Below are 16,711 nucleotides of genomic sequence, written 5' to 3'. Positions count from 1 at the left end.
GTCCCGTATCGGACAAGCGCCGACGACAGCGGGTCAGTCCCGTTTGCAGATGCGGTCCAGCAGGTTCGCCGTGGCCCGCTGGATACGCGCATCCACATGGCCGGGGCGGTCCAGGGACGGCGACCAGGCGAAGGTGCCGGAGGCGAACACCCAGGCGCCGGAGGGGGCCCGGTAGAGGGAGGTCTCCTGGTGCCGCTGGACGCCGTCGTTGTCGGTGTAGGGGGAGTGGGCGAGCAGGATGCGCTCGTCGTGCTCGGGCAGCGGGGTGCGCGGGAAGTAACGGTCCGCCTCGCCCGCCACCAGGCCGTCGATCTCGTCGCCCTCGTGCGCCCCGGTCGCGTCCCACAGCCAGTGGCCCGCGTTGCGGACGATCAGCGGATGCGGCTCGGGGACGCGGCCCGCGTACTGGATGCCGACGAGCTGCTGCTCGGGCCGGTCGATCTCGCGCCACAGCACCGGCTTTCCGGGGCCCTTGCGCTTGCGGCAGGTCAGCAGCCGGTCGGGGACGCCGGACGCGGACGGGCCCAGCTCCACCTGCCAGTACATGGTGTTGGCGGAGAGGAAGACCAGGGAGGTGCCGTGGTCCCGGGCGTTCTCGACGGCCCGGCGCATCGGCGCCGACCAGTACTCGTCGTGGCCGGGGAAGACCAGTCCCCGGTACCGGGTGGGGTCGACGCGGCCGGCGTGCAGGTCGCGGGCGTCGGCGTAGGCGATGTCGTAGCCGTAGCGCTCGGCCCAGCGGATGAAGTCGTAGGCGTGGCCGACGTGCAGGGGCAGTCCGGCGCCCGCGTACGGGCGGTCGAAGGAGACCGTGGTGGCCGCGTCCGGTTCGCCGAGCAGACAGCCCTTCTCGTCCCAGGCGTGGTACAGGCTGGCGCCGGTGCGGCCGTCCTCCGGGTAGAGGTTGTACGCCTGCCAGGTGATGTCGGGCAGCAGCAGGAGCAGGTCGGCCGGGTGGTTGTCGCGGACCGTGAAGGGCACGTGGGAGCGGTAGCCGTCGGCGGTGGTGAGGACGGCCACATAGGCGCCGACGGACCAGTGCGAGGGCACCTGGAGGCGCCAGGAGAGCCACCAGTGGTGGCAGGACACCGTGCGGTCGGCGGCCAGCGGCGGGGGCTGGACGATGCCGGAGAGCCGGGGGCTGGTGGTGATCTTCGAGGCGCCGTCGCCGCCGTAGTGGCCGATCCGGTAGATGTCGACGCCGAACTGTTGCGGCGGGTCGACCGTGATGTGGAAGTCGATCGCCTCGCCGGGCGCGACCGCCCCCGTGGAGGTGAAGCCCTTGATCTGGCGGTACACGTCGTCGGCCGAGCGGGGCCCCGGCCCGGCCGTGCGCGGCGCGGGGACGCGCGGCCGCTCGCCGGCGAGCTGCTGCGGGCTCGGGTCGACGTACCAGGGCACGACGTGCCCGGTGTCGTCGAAGTACGTCTCACTGCCGCGCAGCCAGGGAACCGGTCCCTGGCCGAAGGGGTCCGTGACGGCGTGCGCGAGCGCTCCGGACTCCCAGCGGCGGATGTGGTCCGAGGCCATGGACGCTCCCCTCCCTCATGCCCCCGTTGCCAGCGTGGTGCGTGCTGCTCGGTCGTGCTGTCGTATGTCGCATGCCTTTGCCATGTGCGCGGTCGGTCCCAGCACATCACATAACGCACGGACTTGGTCACTGTTCGTTGCGAATTGACCTGAACTGGAAGTCCACCCTCCGTTACGGCGCCGGATCCGCTATGGCCCCCGGCGGGGTGCCGGGCGGGCGCCGAGCGGGGGGTCAGACGAGCCGCACCGGCTTCTCCGGGCGTATCCCGGTCGCGCTCAGCCAGTCGCGGAGCGGGCCGGGGTCGCCCTCCTCGATCAGGTGCAGCACCTTGGGCCCGAGGTCGGCGGCCCGCTCACCGTCCAGCAGCAGGGAGGGGCCGTCCAGCCAGTCGAGGGCGGGGGCCGCGCCGGCCGTGTCCACGGCGGCACAGCAGACCATCGCCGCGACGTGATCGGCGAGCAGGTCGCGTCCGGTGCGCGGGGGCTGGAGCGGGAACAGCGGCAGGGCGCCGTCGTCCCAGAGCGAGCTGTCCGGAAACAGCCCGGCGGCGGTCGCGCCCTTCGGCGCCGCGGCCTCCTCCCGGGCCAGCTCCGCGCTCAGCCCGGCGGCGAGGACCGCGCTGCGCTCGGTACCGGGGTCGGTGTCGTCGTCCTCGGCGGCGGTGTCGTCCTCGGCGGCCGTGTCGTCCTCAGTGGCGGTCGGCTCGGGGGACGGGGTGGAGTGGTCGGTCGGGGTCGCGTCGACGTCGGCGGAGGGGGCGCCCGCGTCCGCGGTGGGGGTGCCCGCGTCCGCGGTGGGGGTGCCCGCGACGACGCCGGCCCGCTCACCGGCCGGGCCGATCGAGGCGGGGGGCTCGTCGCCGGCGGCCGGTTCCGGGGTCGTCGGCCGGCCGTCGTCCGGGCTCCCGGCCGGGTCGGGCGCGGAGCCGGTGGACGGGTGGCCGTGCTCCGCGAGGTGGTCCAGGACCCGGGCCAGCGTGGGGCCGCCCTGGCCGGGAGCGGTGGGGGCGGGGCGGACGCCGAGGGAGTCCAGGACGCGGTGCAGCCGTGCCGCGTGGGCGCGCCAGGTGCGGTCGACGACCTCCTCCGGATACGCCTGCCAGTCCACCGGTGCCCAGTCCGGGCCGGTCTCGGCCGGGCCGCCGTGGAACAGGCGGGCGGCGAGCAGGGAGGCGGCCTCGTCCACCGCGCCGGGCTCCTCCAGGAGGTCGCAGGCGGGGCGCTCACCGAGGCGGGAGGCGAAGCCCTCGGCCAGACGGTCGCGCCGGGACAGCTCGGTCAGGGCGGACACGACACCCGCGTCCAGCCGGGAGGGCCAGCGGCCCATGCGCCAGGCGGGCAGCGCCACCTTGGTCAGCAGCCGGTCCCAGCCCGCGTAGGCGAGGCCGACCTGCTCCTGGGCGACGATCCGCAGTCCGTAGTCCACGGTCTGCGCGCGCTCGGCGGCGGCCGCGGCGACCCCGCGCTCCATCAGGGCCGCGTGCTCGCGGCAACCGCGCAGCATCAGCCGGACGACCCAGTCGAGGGCCGCGCACACGACCCGGGTCAGCGGACAGCGGCCGGGCGTCGAGGCGACGGCCACCGCAGCGTCGAGTCCGCGGACGAAGCGGCGGGCGGCGGCTATGTCCGGGTGCGCGGAGGGACCCGTACCCGCGACGACCGGGGCCAGGACCGCGCGCAGCTCACCGACGCGCATCCACCACAGGAACGGAGAGCCGATGACGAGGACGGGGGCGGTGACGGCCCGCCGCCGGCCGTCGGGGCCCGGTCCAGGGCCGGGGGCCGCCGGTTCGTCGTGCGCGGGCCGCGGGGGCGGGCCGTGGGCCGGGTGGGCCCGGTCCTCCAGCCAGCTGTCGCAGTCCGGGGTGAGCGCTATGGCCGAGGGCGCGGGAACATCCAGCCGGTCGGCGAGGTCGCGCACCAGCCGGTACAGGTCCGGGGCCGACTTCTCGGCGACCGGGACCGTGGGACTCACGGCCGGCCGGGCACGGGCCACCACCAGCGCGACGCCGGCCGCGGCCAGCAGCACGAGCGCGGCAGGCACGCCCACGGCCCAGCGGGCGCTGTCCCAGCCCGGACCGGTGAGCCGGCCGGTGGCACCGCCCGTCAGCAGGACCACCTCGACGGCCGCGGGCAGCAGGGCCACGCCCAGTGCCCGGCCTCGGACGCGCAGCACGGCCAGGGCCCACGAGCGCGCGGCCTGCGCACCCGCCTCGACTCCGGTTCCGGTCATGATCGGACCTCACCCCCTCCCTGCCGATCCCGCGCTGTCCTGGCGTTGCTCACTCCCCCACTGTGGCACCCGTCACTGACATCGCAATGCCGGTGGGCCAAGTGCCGGAACGCTTGCGCCGCACCATAGTTGGGGCCCCGGTCCCCGTCAGCCGTATGGGGGATTGCTCACTCGATGGAATGGCTTTGGTCAGAGCTGGGCGACAGGCAGCAATGATCAGGCCCCGGATTCGGGGTCCGGGGCCTGGGGTGTGCGGGAGGGTCGGGAGGGCCGGTCAGGCGCCCGCCGCCCGTGCCGCGATGTCCGTGCGGTGCTGGGAGCCGTCGAGGCGGATGCGGTCCACCGCCCGGTACGCCCGCTCGCGGGCTCCGGCCAGGTCCTCGCCGGTCGCCGTGACCGAGAGCACCCGCCCGCCCGCGCTGACGACCGCGTCGCCGTCCCGCTTCGTCCCGGCGTGCAGGACGTAGGCGTGCGGGGCGTCCTCGGCGGCCACCTCGTCCAGACCGGTGATGGGATCGCCGGTGCGCGGGGTGCCGGGGTAGTTGTGCGAGGCGACGACGACGGTGACGGCCGCGTCCTCGCTCCAGCGCAGCGGCTCGAGGTCGGCCAGGGTGCCGTTCGCGGCGGCGAGCAGCACGCCGGCCAGCGGGGTCCGCAGGCGGGCCAGCACGACCTGGGTCTCGGGGTCGCCGAAGCGGGCGTTGAACTCGATGACGCGCATGCCGCGCGAGGTGATCGCGAGACCGGCGTACAGCAGCCCGGAGAACGAGGTGCCCCGGCGCCGCATCTCGTCCACGGTCGGCCGCAGCACCGTCTGCAGCACCTCTTCGACCAGCTTGGGTTCGGCCCAGGGCAGCGGCGAGTAAGCGCCCATGCCACCGGTGTTGGGACCCTCGTCGCCGTCCAGGGCGCGCTTGAAGTCCTGGGCGGGCTGGAGGGGTACGACGGTCCGGCCGTCGGTGATGGCGAACAGCGACACCTCGGGACCGTCGAGGAACTCCTCGATGACCACGCGCTCACAGGCCGCCGCGTGCGCCTTGGCGGCGTCGAGGTCGGAGGTGACCACGACTCCCTTGCCCGCGGCGAGACCGTCGTCCTTGACGACGTAGGGCGCCCCGAAGGCGTCCAGGGCCTCGGCGACCTCGGCCTCCGTGGTGCAGACGTACGACCGCGCGGTCGGCACCCCGGCCGCCGCCATCACGTCCTTGGCGAAGGCCTTGGAACCCTCGAGCTGCGCGGCCTCCCCGGAGGGGCCGAACACCGGGATGCCCGCCTCGCGGACCGCGTCGGCCACACCGGCGACCAGCGGGGCCTCCGGGCCGACGACGACGAGGTCGGCTTCCAGGTCACCGGCCAGCGCGGCCACGGCCTTGCCGTCGAGCGCGTCGACCTGGTGCAGTTCGGCCACCTCGGCGATCCCGGCGTTGCCGGGTGCGCAGTGCAGGGCGGTGATGTCGGGGTCGAGGGACAGGGAGCGGCACAGGGCGTGTTCGCGGGCACCGCTGCCGATGACGAGGACCTTCACGGGGCTCAGCCTAATGGCAAGGTTGCCGAAGTCCGCCGGGCGGGCTTCTTGTGGGTTCCTACGAACGGCGGTCGGGCCCCGTCGGCGGACGGGGCCAGGGGGCCCGCTACTCGTTGGTGATCTCCTCCACCACCGTCGCTCCCAGCTCCCGCACGATCAGGCCCTGGCCGGACAGGGCGGACTCGTCGAGGTCGGGGTCGTCGTCCTCGGGGATGTCGTCCTCGGGCGCGACGGGGGCCGGTTCGGGCGCCCGGGCCGGCTGGGGAGCGGGGGCGGCCTGCGCCGGTCCTGCCGGAGCGCCGCCCCGGGACGAGGCGGGCGCCGGCGAGGCCGGCTGGGGTGCCGCGGGACGGGGGGCGGCCGGGGCGCCGTAATCGCCGGCGGGTGCGCCGCCGTAGCCCGCGCCACCGCCTCCGCCACCTCCGCCGAAGCCCGGTGCGCCGCCGGACGGCGGGAGTGCGGAGCCGCCCGAGGGGTCGACGACCGCCTCGATCTTCCACTGCACGCTGAACTGCTCGGCCAGCGCCTGCCGCAGCACGTCCTCGCTGCCGCTGCTCGCGAAGTTGTCCCGGGCACCGGCGTTGACGAAGCCGATCTGGAGGGTGGTGCCGTCGAAGCCGGCCACCTGGGCGTTCTGGCTGAGCAGGATCCAGGTGAAGCGCCGGCGGTTCTTGACGGCCTCGAGGATGTTGGGCCAGAGCATGCGGGGGTCGAGCCCGCCGACCTGGGGAGCCGCCGGGGCCGGGGCGCTCGCCGCGGGAGCCGCCGGAGCCGCCGGAGCGGGCGGCTCCTGGCGCTGCGGCTGGGAGCGGGCCGGAGCGGCGCCGCCCTGCTGCGAGCCCGTCGCGGCGGCCGTGGGCCACCCACCGGGCCGCCGCCCGCCACCGGCCGCGGCGGCGGTCGGCCAGGCACCGGGGGCGGGGGCAGCGGCAGGGGCCGAAGGCTCGGGAGCGGCGGGGGCGGGCGCGGCGGGCGCAGGGGCCTGCGCCACGGGTGCGGGGGCCGCCGGGGCGGGGGGCGTCACCGGAGCGGGCGCGGGTGCGGGTGCGGGTGCCGAGGGTTCCCCGGCACCAGAGCCACCTCCGTGGACACCGGGCCCGGCGGGCTGTCCGCCCGGTCCCCGTACGGCCGCGCGGGCCGCGGCGGGACCGCCGCCGGGCGGCACCGGCGCGCCACTCGGGGCCATGCCGGCGTGGGCGTCGGGACCGGGGGCGTACCCCATGGCGGGCGCACCGCCGCCGCCCGAGAAGCCGACGCCGCGCTCCAGCCGGTCGAGGCGGGCCAGGAGGGACCGCTCGTCGCCGTAGGCGGCGGGGAGCAGCACCCGGGCGCAGATCAGTTCGAGCTGGAGGCGCGGGGAGTTGGCGCCGCGCATCTCGGTGAGGCCGTCGTTGACGAGATCGGCGGCGCGGCTCAGCTCGGCGGCGCCGAAGGTGGAGGCCTGCGCCTGCATGCGCTCCAGCACATCGGCCGGGCGGTCGATGAGCCCCTTCTCGACGGCGTCCGGAACCGCCGCCAGGATCACCAGGTCCCGCAGCCGCTCCAGCAGGTCGGCGACGAACCGGCGCGGATCGTTGCCGCCCTCGATGATCCGGTCGACGACCTCGAAGGCGGCGGCTCCGTCGCCGGTGGCGAAGGCCTCGACGACGGAGTCGAGCAGCGACCCGTCGGTGTACCCGAGCAGGGAGGTGGCCATGGCATACGTCACACCCTCCTCCCCGGCGGCGGCGAGGAGCTGGTCCATGACGGACATCGAGTCACGAACGGAACCGGCGCCGGCCCGCACGACGAGCGGCAGCACGCCTTCCTCGACCGGGATGTCCTCGCGACCACACACCTCGGCCAGGTAGTCCCGCAGGGTGCCCGGCGGGACGAGCCGGAAGGGGTAGTGATGGGTCCGCGACCGGATGGTCCCGATGACCTTCTCGGGCTCGGTCGTGGCGAAGATGAACTTGAGGTGCTCCGGGGGCTCCTCCACGACCTTCAGCAGCGCGTTGAAGCCCTGCGGGGAGACCATGTGGGCCTCGTCGATGATGTAGATCTTGTACCGGCTGCTCGCGGGCCCGAAGAAGGCCTTCTCGCGCAGCTCACGGGCGTCGTCCACACCACCGTGGGACGCCGCGTCGATCTCGATGACGTCGATCGACCCCGGCCCGTTCCTGGCCAGGTCCTGGCACGACTGGCACTCGCCGCAGGGCGTCGGGGTGGGGCCCTGCTCACAGTTGAGGCAGCGGGCCAGGATGCGCGCGCTGGTCGTCTTCCCGCAGCCACGCGGCCCGCTGAACAGGTACGCGTGATTGACCCGGTTGTTCCGCAGCGCCTGCTGCAGCGGGTCGGTGACATGCTCCTGCCCGATGACCTCGCCAAAGGTCTCCGGGCGATAGCGGCGGTACAGCGCGAGAGACGACACGCATACGAGGTTATAGGCGCCCACCGACAACCCACCCCGCCCGAGGCTCCCCGCCCGGGCCCGGTCCCGCCCCGCGAACGCAAGCGCCCCCCACGCACCCGCCAGAGCCGACCTACCCTTGCTGCCTTCCGGCCCTGGGGGAGTTCAGTCAGATAGCGCCGCGTGAGGGGCTGCGCCCACAGTACCCGATGGCGGCCTGCGAGAACGAGTTCGCGAGCACTCCCCTCGGTCATGTAATGTTCCTGGCGGAGGATTCGCCTAGAGGCCTAGGGCGCACGCTTGGAAAGCGTGTTGGGGGCAACCCCTCACGAGTTCGAATCTCGTATCCTCCGCCAGTGCCTCACCGGGCACGATGTCGAAGGCCCCCACCGTTCGCGGTGGGGGCCTTCGACGTGCGTGGTCTCAGTTCTGGTCTCAGTTGGCTCCCGAGGAGCCCCACAGCTTCTCTCCGACCTGATCCGCGACCTTCCGGAGCATGAGCCCGGTCACATGCATGTAGCGAGCTCGCATCCGTGCGGCGCCGCCCGGCTCCCAGCCCATGATCGCGTCCACGATGACGTCCGGGACACCGAGCACGAGGAGAACCGTGGCCGCTGTGTGCCGGGCGTCGTGAAGGCGCCCATCCCGCACTCCCGCGTCTCGAAGAAGCCGCTTCCACACGTGGTAGTCGGTGTTCGGGCTCAGCGGCCCACCCGTCGGCGACGTGAAGACGTAGCCCTTGTCTTCCCAGTCGGCTCCGGCCTCCGCTCGCTCCCGGTCCTGTTCCTCCTTGTGCTTGCGGAGCAGCTTGATCAGCGGGTCAGGCAGGCCGACTGTCCGGCGGCCAGAGCGCGACTTCGTGCTCTTGTGCTCGCGCCGGATCTGCTCCCGCTTGGGGCAGTAGCCCGGCTTCCTGCCGCACGACTCGTTCTGGCAGCCGTGCTGATACCTGGGCCGGAGCCGGTTCCGCCGGATGCGCACGTACCCGGCGTCTAGATCGACGTCATCCCACTGGAGCCCGAGTGCTTCCCCTTGGCGGAGACCAAGGGCGAGGGCGACGACCCAGCGCGCGCTGTTGCGGAGCTTGGAGGCCTCCAGGAGCAGGCTTTGCACCTCCTCAATGGTGTACGGCTCCACCTCCTCCTCTTCGAGCCGAGGAGCCCGGGCGATCTCGGCGACGTTCCGGGAGACGTGTCCGCGCCGCCTGGCCTCGGCGAGCGCCACACGCACGGTTCGGTGGACATGATGCGCTGTCCCGGCCTTGCTGCCTTCGCGCTGCATCTTGGCGTAGAAGGCCTCCAAGTGCTCCGGCTCCAGGCGGTCAAGCCGGTGAGCTCCGATGCCAGGGACCAGATGCACCCGGACGTCAACCTCATACCCGGCGTACGTGTTCTCGGCGACGTACTTTTTGGCGATCTCGTGTACCCAGTGCTCCAGCCAGCTCCCAAGCGTCCACTTCTCGCCCGGCTTGCTGAGGCGTCCCGACTCGCGCTTGCGCTCGATCTCTCGAACGGCTTTGACGACTTCGGCCTTGGTCTTGCGGCTGACGTGCCGCCGATCGGGTTTGCCGTCTGGGCGGACGCCGACAGTCACACGCCCATGCCACCGGCCATCGGCGCCCTTGTAGATCGAGGAAGCCCCGTTCGGCTCCCGGCTCCGCTTCGCCACCATCACTCATCCCCCATCGAGGCAGCAGAGGCGCCACGCAGGCGGCCGACGTACGCGACGAGCGCATCAGCGGGGATGCGCCGCAGAGTGCCAACCTTGACCGACTCCAGTTCGCATGAGGCGATGAGCGCGAAGCACGTAGTACGGCCGATGCCCAGTCGGCGGGCAGCTTCCTCGACCGTGAGGAGGAGGAGGGTCGGATCCGCGGTAGTCGGGGCAGGTGTGGCTGTGGTCACTTCTCCTCCTTGAAATCCAGACCGAGCAAGATCAAGACGGGGCGAGCCGGCACGAGAGTGGAGCCAGAGCAGACGGGGCACGGGAAGCGCGGCTCTGTCGAGTGCCGTCCGTAGCCGCCGCACTCCAGGCACGCCGTCCACTCATCGGCCGCGAAGGCGGCCCAGCAAGCGGCGCAATCGGCGCAACACAGTTCGCGGCACACGGGGCAATCGGAGCCCGGCACGCGCCGCATGGGGTCACGCATGGTCGTCTCCTGAGGCAGCCAGTTCTTCGCGGGCGGTCTCGCGGTTGTGCTGGATGTCGCGGCGGATGTTGGCAGCGAGCCAGGATTCGCCGGGTGTGTGGCCGTGTCCGGCGTAGGCCCAGTGGGCGAGGGTGAGGGTGGTTGCCTCTTCGGCGTTGGGGTCGGGTAGGCCGAGGGCGGCGCGTTGCTGGGCTGCGCGGTATTCGGCGCGGACCTGGCGGAGTGCGCTGAGGGTGGTGGAGTAGCGGCGGGACTTGGTGGAGAAGTGGCCGCGGAAGCCGAGCATGTGAGCCCAGTCCCGTAACTTCCGGTCCGGGTAGAGCGGGTGGAGGTCGAGGCAGGCGGCGATGAGCCGGGCCGGGTGGTCAGGCACGTCGAGGAGGACCAGGGCCTCTTCGTTGCCGATGCGGCGGTCTACGGTGCCGGTGGTCTCGGCTGCTTTGGTGGCGTACTTAGCGACGTAGGAGGCGACGGCCTGTTCGGTGATCTCGGCACCGTCCCCGAAGGCCCGGATCGGGCGTACGTCGATCTGCTCGCCCCAACGCAGCGTGCGCGCGGGTTCAGTACGTGCCGGTTGCTCGGGGTCCGGTTGATAGCGGGCCGGAGGGACGTCGACCGCGACGCGTGCGGCGGCGGCATGGATGGCGTCGGTGAGCAGATCGAGGGTGGCCCAGGCCGGGGGCGGGCTATCGGGTCCGTCCGGGCCGTCGAAGCGAATCACCGCGTGGAAGTGCACGGCACCACGCTTCTGGTACTCCGCGACCTTGCCGAAGGAGATCCGGGATTGCTCGCGGGCATCCTTCTGCGTGAGACCGGCCCGCTTGGCGATCTCGCGTCGGAGGTAGATCGTGAAGTAGCGCCACAGGTCAGAGGCGTGGTTATTCCACAGCACCGCGCCCGCGTAGTCGTACGTCTCCGGGTCGAGCGGGGTGCCCAGCTCCGGGGCGTCCTCCTGGTGGTGGGTGCCGCAGCGGCAGGGCCGGTTGCCGGGCCGGTTGTGAACCGGGCCGAAGGACGGCGCAGTCAGGGTGGCGAAAACACGCGAGTGATCGCGGATGGTCTCGGGAGTTCCCTTGGCCGGGTCTCCGACGAGTCCAGCGCGGATGAGGTGGTAGGTGTCGCCCGCGTAGGTCCAGGCGCAGGCCGGGCAGCGGGAGGCCCGCCGGTTGCCGCAGGCCACACGCAGCACGCCGCCCGGCTCGGTGTCGGTCGAGTATGAGTGCAGGACGTGCCGGGTTTTCTTGTCCCGGACGACGACGGAACCTTGCAGGCGGATGGGGTCGGTGCAGCCGCCGGTGCGGCGGATCTGGTCTTGGATGCGGTCGAAGCCGGTAGACCCGGCCAGCCTCAGCACGTCGGCGAGGGTGGCCGGGTCCAGGCCCGCCATCGTGGCGGTGTCAGTCACTTGATCACCGGCCCCAACGCCGCTTCTTCGGCGTGCTGGCGTCGCTGCTGGTCGGCCCGGACAGGTCCGTGCGGCCAGGCCGGGACGGCTTCGCGCTCCGCTGGCCGTCGTGCAGCTCGTGCGCCTTGGCGGTCTTCTTCAAGCGGTCGTAGTCGCCGTCAATGCCTTCGTAGTGGATGCGGTCGACTCCACGGCTCCAGTTGCGAGGCATCAGGCGGTCACCTCCTGCGGGCGCCCGAGGCGAGTGGTGCCGGTGCCCTTGCAGGCCGGGCAGGTCACGCGGAGGGTGACGCGGGTGCCGTCGCGGTGACGGGCGCCGGTGGTGATGTGGGCGGTGGCGTGGCCGTCGCAGTCGCGGCAGACACGCGTACCGCGGGCGTGCTGGGGCATCATGAAGTTTCCCTTTCGGGTCCGTTGGATCTGGAAGTGGTGCAGGCGCCCGGAGCGGCGGAAGTTTGGCGACCGAGGCCGCTCCGGGGGCCGTCATGGTCGGGTGTTGCGCCTGCCGTGCCCCTTGGCCTGGTACATCGCCGCGTCGGCGGCGGACAGGGCGTCGGTGAGGGTCCTCACCGGCAGGTGGGAGCAGTAGCAGCGGCCGACCGATGCCGACACCGGCAGGGTGCGGCCGTCGTGGTCGAGGGACCCGTTCAAGGCGCGTTGCAGGGCGTCGAAGCCGGGGGTGCGGCCGGGGTCGGTGACGATCGCGGCGAACTCGTCCCCGCCGAGGCGGGCGGCGATGCCGTAGCGCCCGACCCAGGTGTTCACTCGGCGGGCGGTGGCGGTGAGGACCGCGTCTCCGGCGGCGTGGCCGTGGGTGTCGTTGGTGGCCTTGAAGTCGTCCAGGTCGACCAGGAGCACCAGGGCGCCGGGGTGCTTGGCGAGCAGGTGTTCGGCGCGGGTGGTCCATCCGGCGCGGGTGTGCAGGCCGGTCAGTGGGTCACGGCGGGCGGTGGCCAGGCGGCGCACGAGGAGGCCTCCGTGGACGGCCCAGCCGAGCGTGGGTAACGCGGCGGCGATCACGTGGGTGTCCATGGTTCAGTGCCCCTTTCGCAGGTCGGTGATGAGGAAGCGGAGTACGACGGCGGTCACGGCGACGGAGATGGCGGTGATGGCGACCGCGAGGAGCATCGAGACCAGGACCGCACCGACGACCAGGACCACAGCCCCGCCACCGGCCGCGAGGCCGAGCGCGCTGCCGGGGGTGAGCTGGACGGTCGGCCGGTTCGAGGCCGGGGCCGCCACCGGTACGGCCGGGGCCGGAGCCTGAACCGCGGGCGTCTGAACGGTCGCCGGTGCCGGTGCGGTGTCCTGGGGCGGGTACTTCGGTGTGAACACGGGCTTTTCCTCCTGTCAGGCGTTGCAGCGGTGGGTGCGGGCGGCGAGTTCGGCGGCGGAGCGGTCGCGGTGGTCGGTGGAGAAGCCGCAGCCGGGGGCGGTGCAGGCGGCGGTGTGCCGGGTCTGGCCACGGCCGTTGTGGTAGGTGCCGACCGTGACCGGTCCGAAGCGGCGCACGTCGCGGAAGCGGCGGTAGGCGGCCACGTCAGCTCTCCTGTCGCAGGCTGTGGCCGGCGAACTCGGCGAGGATGCGGGCCGCCTCGTTCGGGTTCGGGGTGCGGTCGGCGGCTTCCTCGGCGAGGAGCCGGGCCAGAGTGGGACGGCCGGAGTCGGCCATCTCGCGAGCGGCGTCCAGGTAGTCGGTGGCGCGGTCGTAGGACCAAGACATGGGGTGATCTCCTCTCGGCGTCAGGTGAGTTGGAGTTGCGCGGCGATCTCTTGGCAGGTCGGAGCGGGAAGGCCGAGCCGGGCGGTGAGCGCTTCGGCGGTGATCTGCTCACCCGTGGTGGTGCGGTGGGTGTCGGCGATCGAGCGGGCGTGGTCGAGCAGTGCTGGCGGAACGGCCGCACCGGGTGGCTTAGGTGGCGCCGGTGCGAGTTCCGGCGCTCGGATCGGGGCCTGGGCCGACTCGTCGGGTGTATCGGTGCGATGCATCTCGACTTCCGCCGCCGGTTCCTCATCCATGACCGGGGCCGGGGCGTCCGGGGTGGGGGCGTGGACGAGGAGGGTTCCGCCAAGGAAGGCGAGGGCGGGCCATCCGGCGACGAGGATGCGCAGCCAGGCAGGCACCTGGTGCAGGTCGAGCAGTCCGGCCGTGGCGACGTTCGCGCCGAGCGAGGCCGCCAGGGCGATGGCGAACCAGGTCCAGGAGGAGCGGTCGCGGCCGACGCGGAGCCGTCGCCAGGCGGCGACCAGGAGCAGGTCGACCGAGACCGGGTAGGCCCATGCCTTCCATCCGGACTGCCCGGCCGCCGCCGCCAGGTCGTGCAGGTGCGCGAAGGAGAGAGCACCGGCGATCACGGCCTGGATCAGGACGGCGTCCGGACGAAGGCGGCGGGTCGGCGACGTCATGACTGATCCCGGGAAGATCGGCCCAGCGCACGTGCCACGGTGTCGCAGTCGGCCGGGGTGTAGGCGGTACGCACACCGGAGATGGACAGTCCCGACGCATCCGCCAGCGAGGCCAGCGTGTAGGGCCGGGGACCGGTGAACTCCCGGGCGTAGGCCAGGTGGGCGCGGATCTGCCGGTCGATCTCGTCCCGCTGCTCTCGCAGTGCGGCGAGCTGACGAAGGAAGTCGGTCGGGGCCAGGGTGTCCAGGGCAGTCAGCGGCTGGGGCATGGTGGCTCTCCTACTCGGTGACCGGGCGCGGCTTGACCAGAGACGGACCGGACGCCGAGGCGTCGGCGGGCACGTGTGGCCGGTACGGGGCGAGGACGGGCAGGTCCGGGACGAGGTGCGCGAACTTCCGGCACACTGCCTTCGCCTCATCGCGGGAGGTGTGCGGGGTGCGGATCTTCGCCCAGCCACCCGAGGAATCCGCTGCCACAGCGGTGCCGGGGCGCTCGGCGGGGATGAGGCTCGCGGCCTGGACGGCATCCGGGGCGACGTCGGCGAGGCCCATTTCGGCGGTCTGCTTGTCGTTGACCCGGTGGACCACGCGGCCGGTGAGCTGGGCGCGGAGCATGGTCGCCCCACGGCCGAGTTCGGAGCCGAAGCGCTGCCCGCACACCTCCAGGTAGATCCCGACCGCGCGGGCCATCTGCGCCAGCCGGACCAGTGCGGTCACGATCCGCTCCCGCCGCTCCTCGTCCTTCTTCGAGGAGATCAGGAACAGCTCCGCCACCTCATCGACCAGGACGACGACGGGCACCGGCCGTAACCGCTCGGGCAGCTCCCACATGTCCGACACCCCGTGCAGGCTCAGCACGTCGAACCGGGATTCCATCTCCCCGACCAGGACGTCCAGGAGGGAGGCGGAGTCGTCCGGGGTGGTGGCCAGGGCTGACAGCCGGGGCGCGTAGGCGGAGTGTTCTACCCCGCGCTTGCAGTCGATCCCGACCAGCGCCACCGGCAGTCGCGCCAAGCCCTTGACCAGGTTCCGCTGGAAGACGGATTTGCCCGAGGTGTTGGCGCCCAGCGTCAGCGCCATGGGCACCTTGCGGTAGTCCCGGACGAACGCCGTCCCGTCCTCCCGCAGCGCCACCGGTACCGCCAGCCCGTCAGGGCGAGCCCCGCGCGGCATCCGGACCTGACGCAGCACGTCATAGCCCGTCATGCGCAGCTCGACATAGCCCGGCTTGGTCTCGGCGACGGTCACCGAATGCACGCCCCAGGCATGCCGCAGCCGCTCCGAGGCGGCCATCAGGTCCGCGGGCTCCAGGCCAGCGGGGAGCCGCAGTGTCACCCGCAGCCCCGTCGACGTTCCCCGGACCCGGCGCACCTTGGGCGGGACCGGCAGCACCTCGCGCCGGGCCACGTTCCGCGCGATGAAGGCCCGCATACGCGACGGCTGCACCGTCAGTCCGCACACGTCCATCGTGGAGCGGTAGGAGAGGGTGAACCGGGCCCAGGTGACCGGCAGGCCGACGAGCGACCAGTACACGCGCGGCGCGCGGACCTTCGCGTAGCCGAGACCGCCGACGCTCGCGAGGGCGCCCGTGGTCTCCAGCATCATGGACAGGTCGGTCATGATCAGACCGCCGAAGTGATCGCGACGGCTCGGAACGAGATGCCGTGCCTCTTCTGGCCGTTGAACTCGTTCTCCCAGTCCCGCGCCTTCAGCCCGATCACCTTCACCGGCATGCCGGGCGCCAGGCCCTCGGGGTAACCGGTCTCGGGGATGGTGACCTGGTAGAGGTTCCCCTCCCCTTCGTCCGAGACCAGCAGGCCCACCGTCGACAGAGCCGCACCGGTCTCCCGGTCCATCGCCCGCTCACCGGTCTTGGCGTTGGCCAGCTTCGGCGTCGGCGCGGTAGCCACGAACACCACAGCGGTAGAGGTGTCGATCTTGAAAGACGGCATGAGCACATCCCTCGTTCAGGAGGCCGCCCGATGCAACCTCTCTAGACATCTCCACTTTGAGTGCTCGTCTCTAGAGATGTCAAGTGGGATGTATAGAGAGGTTGCAAGTCGAAGATCGCGGCAACACGCAGAGAGCGACGCGAGACAGTCGGTCCCCTAGAGTGGGGTGTCTAGAGAAGAGAGGAGGGCTCCGGAATGGCCAACACCGACGACGACCGTCGGCCGAAGTACCAGCGGATCGCGGACTCCCTGCGCGAGGCGATCCAGTCGGGCGAGTACGGCCCCGGTGATCGCCTCCCCGGAGAAAACGAGCTGATGGCCGCGCACGGCGTGGCTCGCATGACGGCCCGACAGGCGTTGAGCGTGCTCCGAGACGAAGGCGTCGCAGAGGCCCGCAAGGGTGCGGGCGTGTTCGTCCGAGCGTTTCGCCCCCTTCGACGCCGAGGCATCCAGCGGCTTTCCGAGCAGCAGTGGGGTAGCGGCCGTTCCATCTGGTCCGCGGACATCGAGAACCGCGCGCTCGAGGTGGACCAGGTCACCGTGTCCGAGGAGGCCGCGCCCGACCGCATCAGCGCGGTTCTGGACCTGGCCGAGGAGGAGACGGTGTGCGTGAGGCGCCGTCGCTTCGTCTTGGAGGGGAAACCCGTCCTGCTCGCAACGAGCTATCTGCCCACGTCAGTGGTTGCGGGGTCCGCTATCACTCAGGAGGACACGGGACCAGGCGGAACGTACGCCAGGCTTGCCGAACTCGGCTACAAGCCCGTGCACTTCCGCGAGGAGATCCGCTCACGCATGCCGTCGAAGGATGAGGCGGCGCAGTTGAGCATGTCCTCGGGTACGCCGGTCATCCTCATCTGTCGCACCGCGTTCGCGGATGAAGGCCGCCCCGTCGAAATCAACGAGATGACGCTCGACGCCGCGTCGTACATCCTGGAGTACGACTTCGACGCGTGACCTGTGTTGTTACAGGTTTCTCTACCTCATCAAGCCCCGGCTGCGCTCCGCTCCGCCGGGCGCGCTCCCGGCTCCGCCGCGGGCGCCGCTCCTGCCTCCGGCCCGCTCCGCCCGCGCTGCGCCGACGCGCGCCCACTAGTGGACAGGGCCGGAGGCCATGAGTCGATC

18 protein-coding genes, 1 tRNA gene and 1 other RNA gene are annotated in these 16,711 nt (G+C 72.3%); 2 read left to right on the top strand and 18 right to left on the bottom strand.

Features of this window, described 5'->3' with window-relative positions:
- Window positions 1-33: 33 nt before the first annotated feature.
- The 5 genes from ACFVVO_RS11965 to ffs all read right to left on the bottom strand — a co-directional run bounded on the left by ACFVVO_RS11965 (window position 34) and on the right by ffs (window position 7,873).
- Entirely contained in the window at window positions 34-1,530 is a 1,497-nt protein-coding gene (locus tag ACFVVO_RS11965) for a N,N-dimethylformamidase beta subunit family domain-containing protein (RefSeq protein WP_390053988.1), read from the bottom strand.
- Between the two features lie 232 nt (window positions 1,531-1,762).
- Window positions 1,763-3,763, bottom strand: a complete 2,001-nt coding sequence (locus tag ACFVVO_RS11960; RefSeq protein ID WP_390053986.1) for a hypothetical protein — start codon at window positions 3,761-3,763, stop codon at window positions 1,763-1,765.
- Window positions 3,764-4,037: 274 nt separating this feature from the next.
- A complete protein-coding gene (purD, locus tag ACFVVO_RS11955) occupies window positions 4,038-5,288 on the bottom strand; it encodes a phosphoribosylamine--glycine ligase (RefSeq protein WP_390053984.1) in 1,251 nt (416 codons plus the stop codon).
- 106 nt (window positions 5,289-5,394) lie between these two features.
- Complete coding sequence (locus tag ACFVVO_RS11950) at window positions 5,395-7,698, bottom strand: DNA polymerase III subunit gamma and tau (protein WP_390053982.1); 2,304 nt, start codon at window positions 7,696-7,698, stop codon at window positions 5,395-5,397.
- A gap of 76 nt (window positions 7,699-7,774) precedes the next feature.
- Window positions 7,775-7,873: signal recognition particle sRNA small type (gene ffs / locus ACFVVO_RS11945), an RNA gene on the bottom strand.
- Between the two features lie 72 nt (window positions 7,874-7,945).
- Between ffs and ACFVVO_RS11940 the strand changes: the two genes are divergently transcribed.
- Window positions 7,946-8,033, top strand: a tRNA-Ser gene (locus tag ACFVVO_RS11940).
- A gap of 79 nt (window positions 8,034-8,112) precedes the next feature.
- Here ACFVVO_RS11940 and ACFVVO_RS11935 read toward each other — a convergent pair.
- The 13 genes from ACFVVO_RS11935 to ACFVVO_RS11875 form a co-directional block, all read right to left on the bottom strand.
- The gene (locus ACFVVO_RS11935) at window positions 8,113-9,348 is read right to left on the bottom strand and encodes a tyrosine-type recombinase/integrase (RefSeq protein ID WP_390053981.1); all 1,236 of its coding nucleotides are present in this window, start codon (window positions 9,346-9,348) and stop codon (window positions 8,113-8,115) included.
- Complete coding sequence (locus ACFVVO_RS11930) at window positions 9,348-9,581, bottom strand: excisionase family DNA-binding protein (protein ID WP_390053980.1); 234 nt, start codon at window positions 9,579-9,581, stop codon at window positions 9,348-9,350. The genes ACFVVO_RS11935 and ACFVVO_RS11930 overlap by 1 nt, the downstream gene beginning before the upstream one ends.
- Before the next feature lie 237 nt (window positions 9,582-9,818).
- Entirely contained in the window at window positions 9,819-11,231 is a 1,413-nt protein-coding gene (repSA, locus tag ACFVVO_RS11925; RefSeq protein ID WP_390053978.1) for a replication initiator protein RepSA, read from the bottom strand.
- 4 nt (window positions 11,232-11,235) lie between these two features.
- Window positions 11,236-11,442 carry a hypothetical protein gene (locus tag ACFVVO_RS11920; protein ID WP_390053976.1) on the bottom strand — a complete coding sequence of 69 codons (207 nt, stop codon included), beginning with the start codon at window positions 11,440-11,442 and terminating at the stop codon, window positions 11,236-11,238.
- A complete protein-coding gene (locus ACFVVO_RS11915) occupies window positions 11,442-11,621 on the bottom strand; it encodes a hypothetical protein (protein WP_390054138.1) in 180 nt (59 codons plus the stop codon). Before ACFVVO_RS11915 ends, ACFVVO_RS11920 begins: the two co-directional genes overlap by 1 nt.
- 93 nt (window positions 11,622-11,714) lie before the next feature.
- Window positions 11,715-12,263, bottom strand: a complete 549-nt coding sequence (locus ACFVVO_RS11910; RefSeq protein ID WP_390053975.1) for a GGDEF domain-containing protein — start codon at window positions 12,261-12,263, stop codon at window positions 11,715-11,717.
- A gap of 3 nt (window positions 12,264-12,266) precedes the next feature.
- Window positions 12,267-12,566: a SpdD protein gene (locus tag ACFVVO_RS11905; protein ID WP_390053973.1), complete on the bottom strand. Its 300-nt coding sequence runs from the start codon at window positions 12,564-12,566 to the stop codon at window positions 12,267-12,269.
- 15 nt (window positions 12,567-12,581) lie between these two features.
- Window positions 12,582-12,770: a mobile element transfer protein gene (locus ACFVVO_RS11900; RefSeq protein ID WP_388067065.1), complete on the bottom strand. Its 189-nt coding sequence runs from the start codon at window positions 12,768-12,770 to the stop codon at window positions 12,582-12,584.
- A 1-nt stretch (window position 12,771) separates the two neighbouring features.
- Window positions 12,772-12,954, bottom strand: a complete 183-nt coding sequence (locus tag ACFVVO_RS11895; protein WP_390053972.1) for a hypothetical protein — start codon at window positions 12,952-12,954, stop codon at window positions 12,772-12,774.
- Window positions 12,955-12,974: 20 nt separating this feature from the next.
- Complete coding sequence (locus ACFVVO_RS11890; RefSeq protein WP_390053970.1) at window positions 12,975-13,637, bottom strand: DUF2637 domain-containing protein; 663 nt, start codon at window positions 13,635-13,637, stop codon at window positions 12,975-12,977.
- A complete protein-coding gene (locus ACFVVO_RS11885) occupies window positions 13,634-13,906 on the bottom strand; it encodes a hypothetical protein (RefSeq protein WP_390053969.1) in 273 nt (90 codons plus the stop codon). The genes ACFVVO_RS11890 and ACFVVO_RS11885 overlap by 4 nt, the downstream gene beginning before the upstream one ends.
- A 10-nt stretch (window positions 13,907-13,916) precedes the next feature.
- Window positions 13,917-15,257: an FtsK/SpoIIIE domain-containing protein gene (locus ACFVVO_RS11880; RefSeq protein ID WP_390053968.1), complete on the bottom strand. Its 1,341-nt coding sequence runs from the start codon at window positions 15,255-15,257 to the stop codon at window positions 13,917-13,919.
- A 2-nt stretch (window positions 15,258-15,259) separates the two neighbouring features.
- Window positions 15,260-15,589 (bottom strand): hypothetical protein, encoded by a 330-nt coding sequence (locus tag ACFVVO_RS11875; protein ID WP_390053967.1) that lies wholly within the window; start codon window positions 15,587-15,589, stop codon window positions 15,260-15,262.
- Between the two features lie 195 nt (window positions 15,590-15,784).
- Between ACFVVO_RS11875 and ACFVVO_RS11870 the strand changes: the two genes are divergently transcribed.
- Complete coding sequence (locus ACFVVO_RS11870; protein WP_390053966.1) at window positions 15,785-16,543, top strand: GntR family transcriptional regulator; 759 nt, start codon at window positions 15,785-15,787, stop codon at window positions 16,541-16,543.
- Window positions 16,544-16,711 lie beyond the last annotated feature (168 nt).

This window comes from Streptomyces sp. NPDC058145 (assembly GCF_042884245.1).
Classification (GTDB): domain Bacteria; phylum Actinomycetota; class Actinomycetes; order Streptomycetales; family Streptomycetaceae; genus Streptomyces.
The sequence above is the reverse complement of the archived record's forward strand: the minus strand, read 5'-3'. Positions and strand labels throughout refer to the sequence as shown.

Excerpts from the sequence above, each read along its gene's own strand:
- ACFVVO_RS11895 (WP_390053972.1), bottom strand. The coding sequence starts at position 12,954 with ATGTCTTGGTCCTACGACCGCGCCACCGACTACCTGGACGCCGCTCGC.
- ACFVVO_RS11875 (WP_390053967.1), bottom strand. The coding sequence starts at position 15,589 with ATGCCGTCTTTCAAGATCGACACCTCTACCGCTGTGGTGTTCGTGGCT.
- ACFVVO_RS11870 (WP_390053966.1), top strand. The coding sequence starts at position 15,785 with ATGGCCAACACCGACGACGACCGTCGGCCGAAGTACCAGCGGATCGCG.
- ACFVVO_RS11960 (WP_390053986.1), bottom strand. The coding sequence starts at position 3,763 with ATGACCGGAACCGGAGTCGAGGCGGGTGCGCAGGCCGCGCGCTCGTGG.
- ACFVVO_RS11935 (WP_390053981.1), bottom strand. The coding sequence starts at position 9,348 with ATGGTGGCGAAGCGGAGCCGGGAGCCGAACGGGGCTTCCTCGATCTAC.
- ACFVVO_RS11920 (WP_390053976.1), bottom strand. The coding sequence starts at position 11,442 with ATGCCTCGCAACTGGAGCCGTGGAGTCGACCGCATCCACTACGAAGGC.
- ACFVVO_RS11910 (WP_390053975.1), bottom strand. The coding sequence starts at position 12,263 with ATGGACACCCACGTGATCGCCGCCGCGTTACCCACGCTCGGCTGGGCC.
- ACFVVO_RS11885 (WP_390053969.1), bottom strand. The coding sequence starts at position 13,906 with ATGCCCCAGCCGCTGACTGCCCTGGACACCCTGGCCCCGACCGACTTC.
- ACFVVO_RS11890 (WP_390053970.1), bottom strand. The coding sequence starts at position 13,637 with ATGACGTCGCCGACCCGCCGCCTTCGTCCGGACGCCGTCCTGATCCAG.
- ACFVVO_RS11915 (WP_390054138.1), bottom strand. The coding sequence starts at position 11,621 with ATGCCCCAGCACGCCCGCGGTACGCGTGTCTGCCGCGACTGCGACGGC.
- ACFVVO_RS11965 (WP_390053988.1), bottom strand. The coding sequence starts at position 1,530 with ATGGCCTCGGACCACATCCGCCGCTGGGAGTCCGGAGCGCTCGCGCAC.
- ACFVVO_RS11880 (WP_390053968.1), bottom strand. The coding sequence starts at position 15,257 with ATGACCGACCTGTCCATGATGCTGGAGACCACGGGCGCCCTCGCGAGC.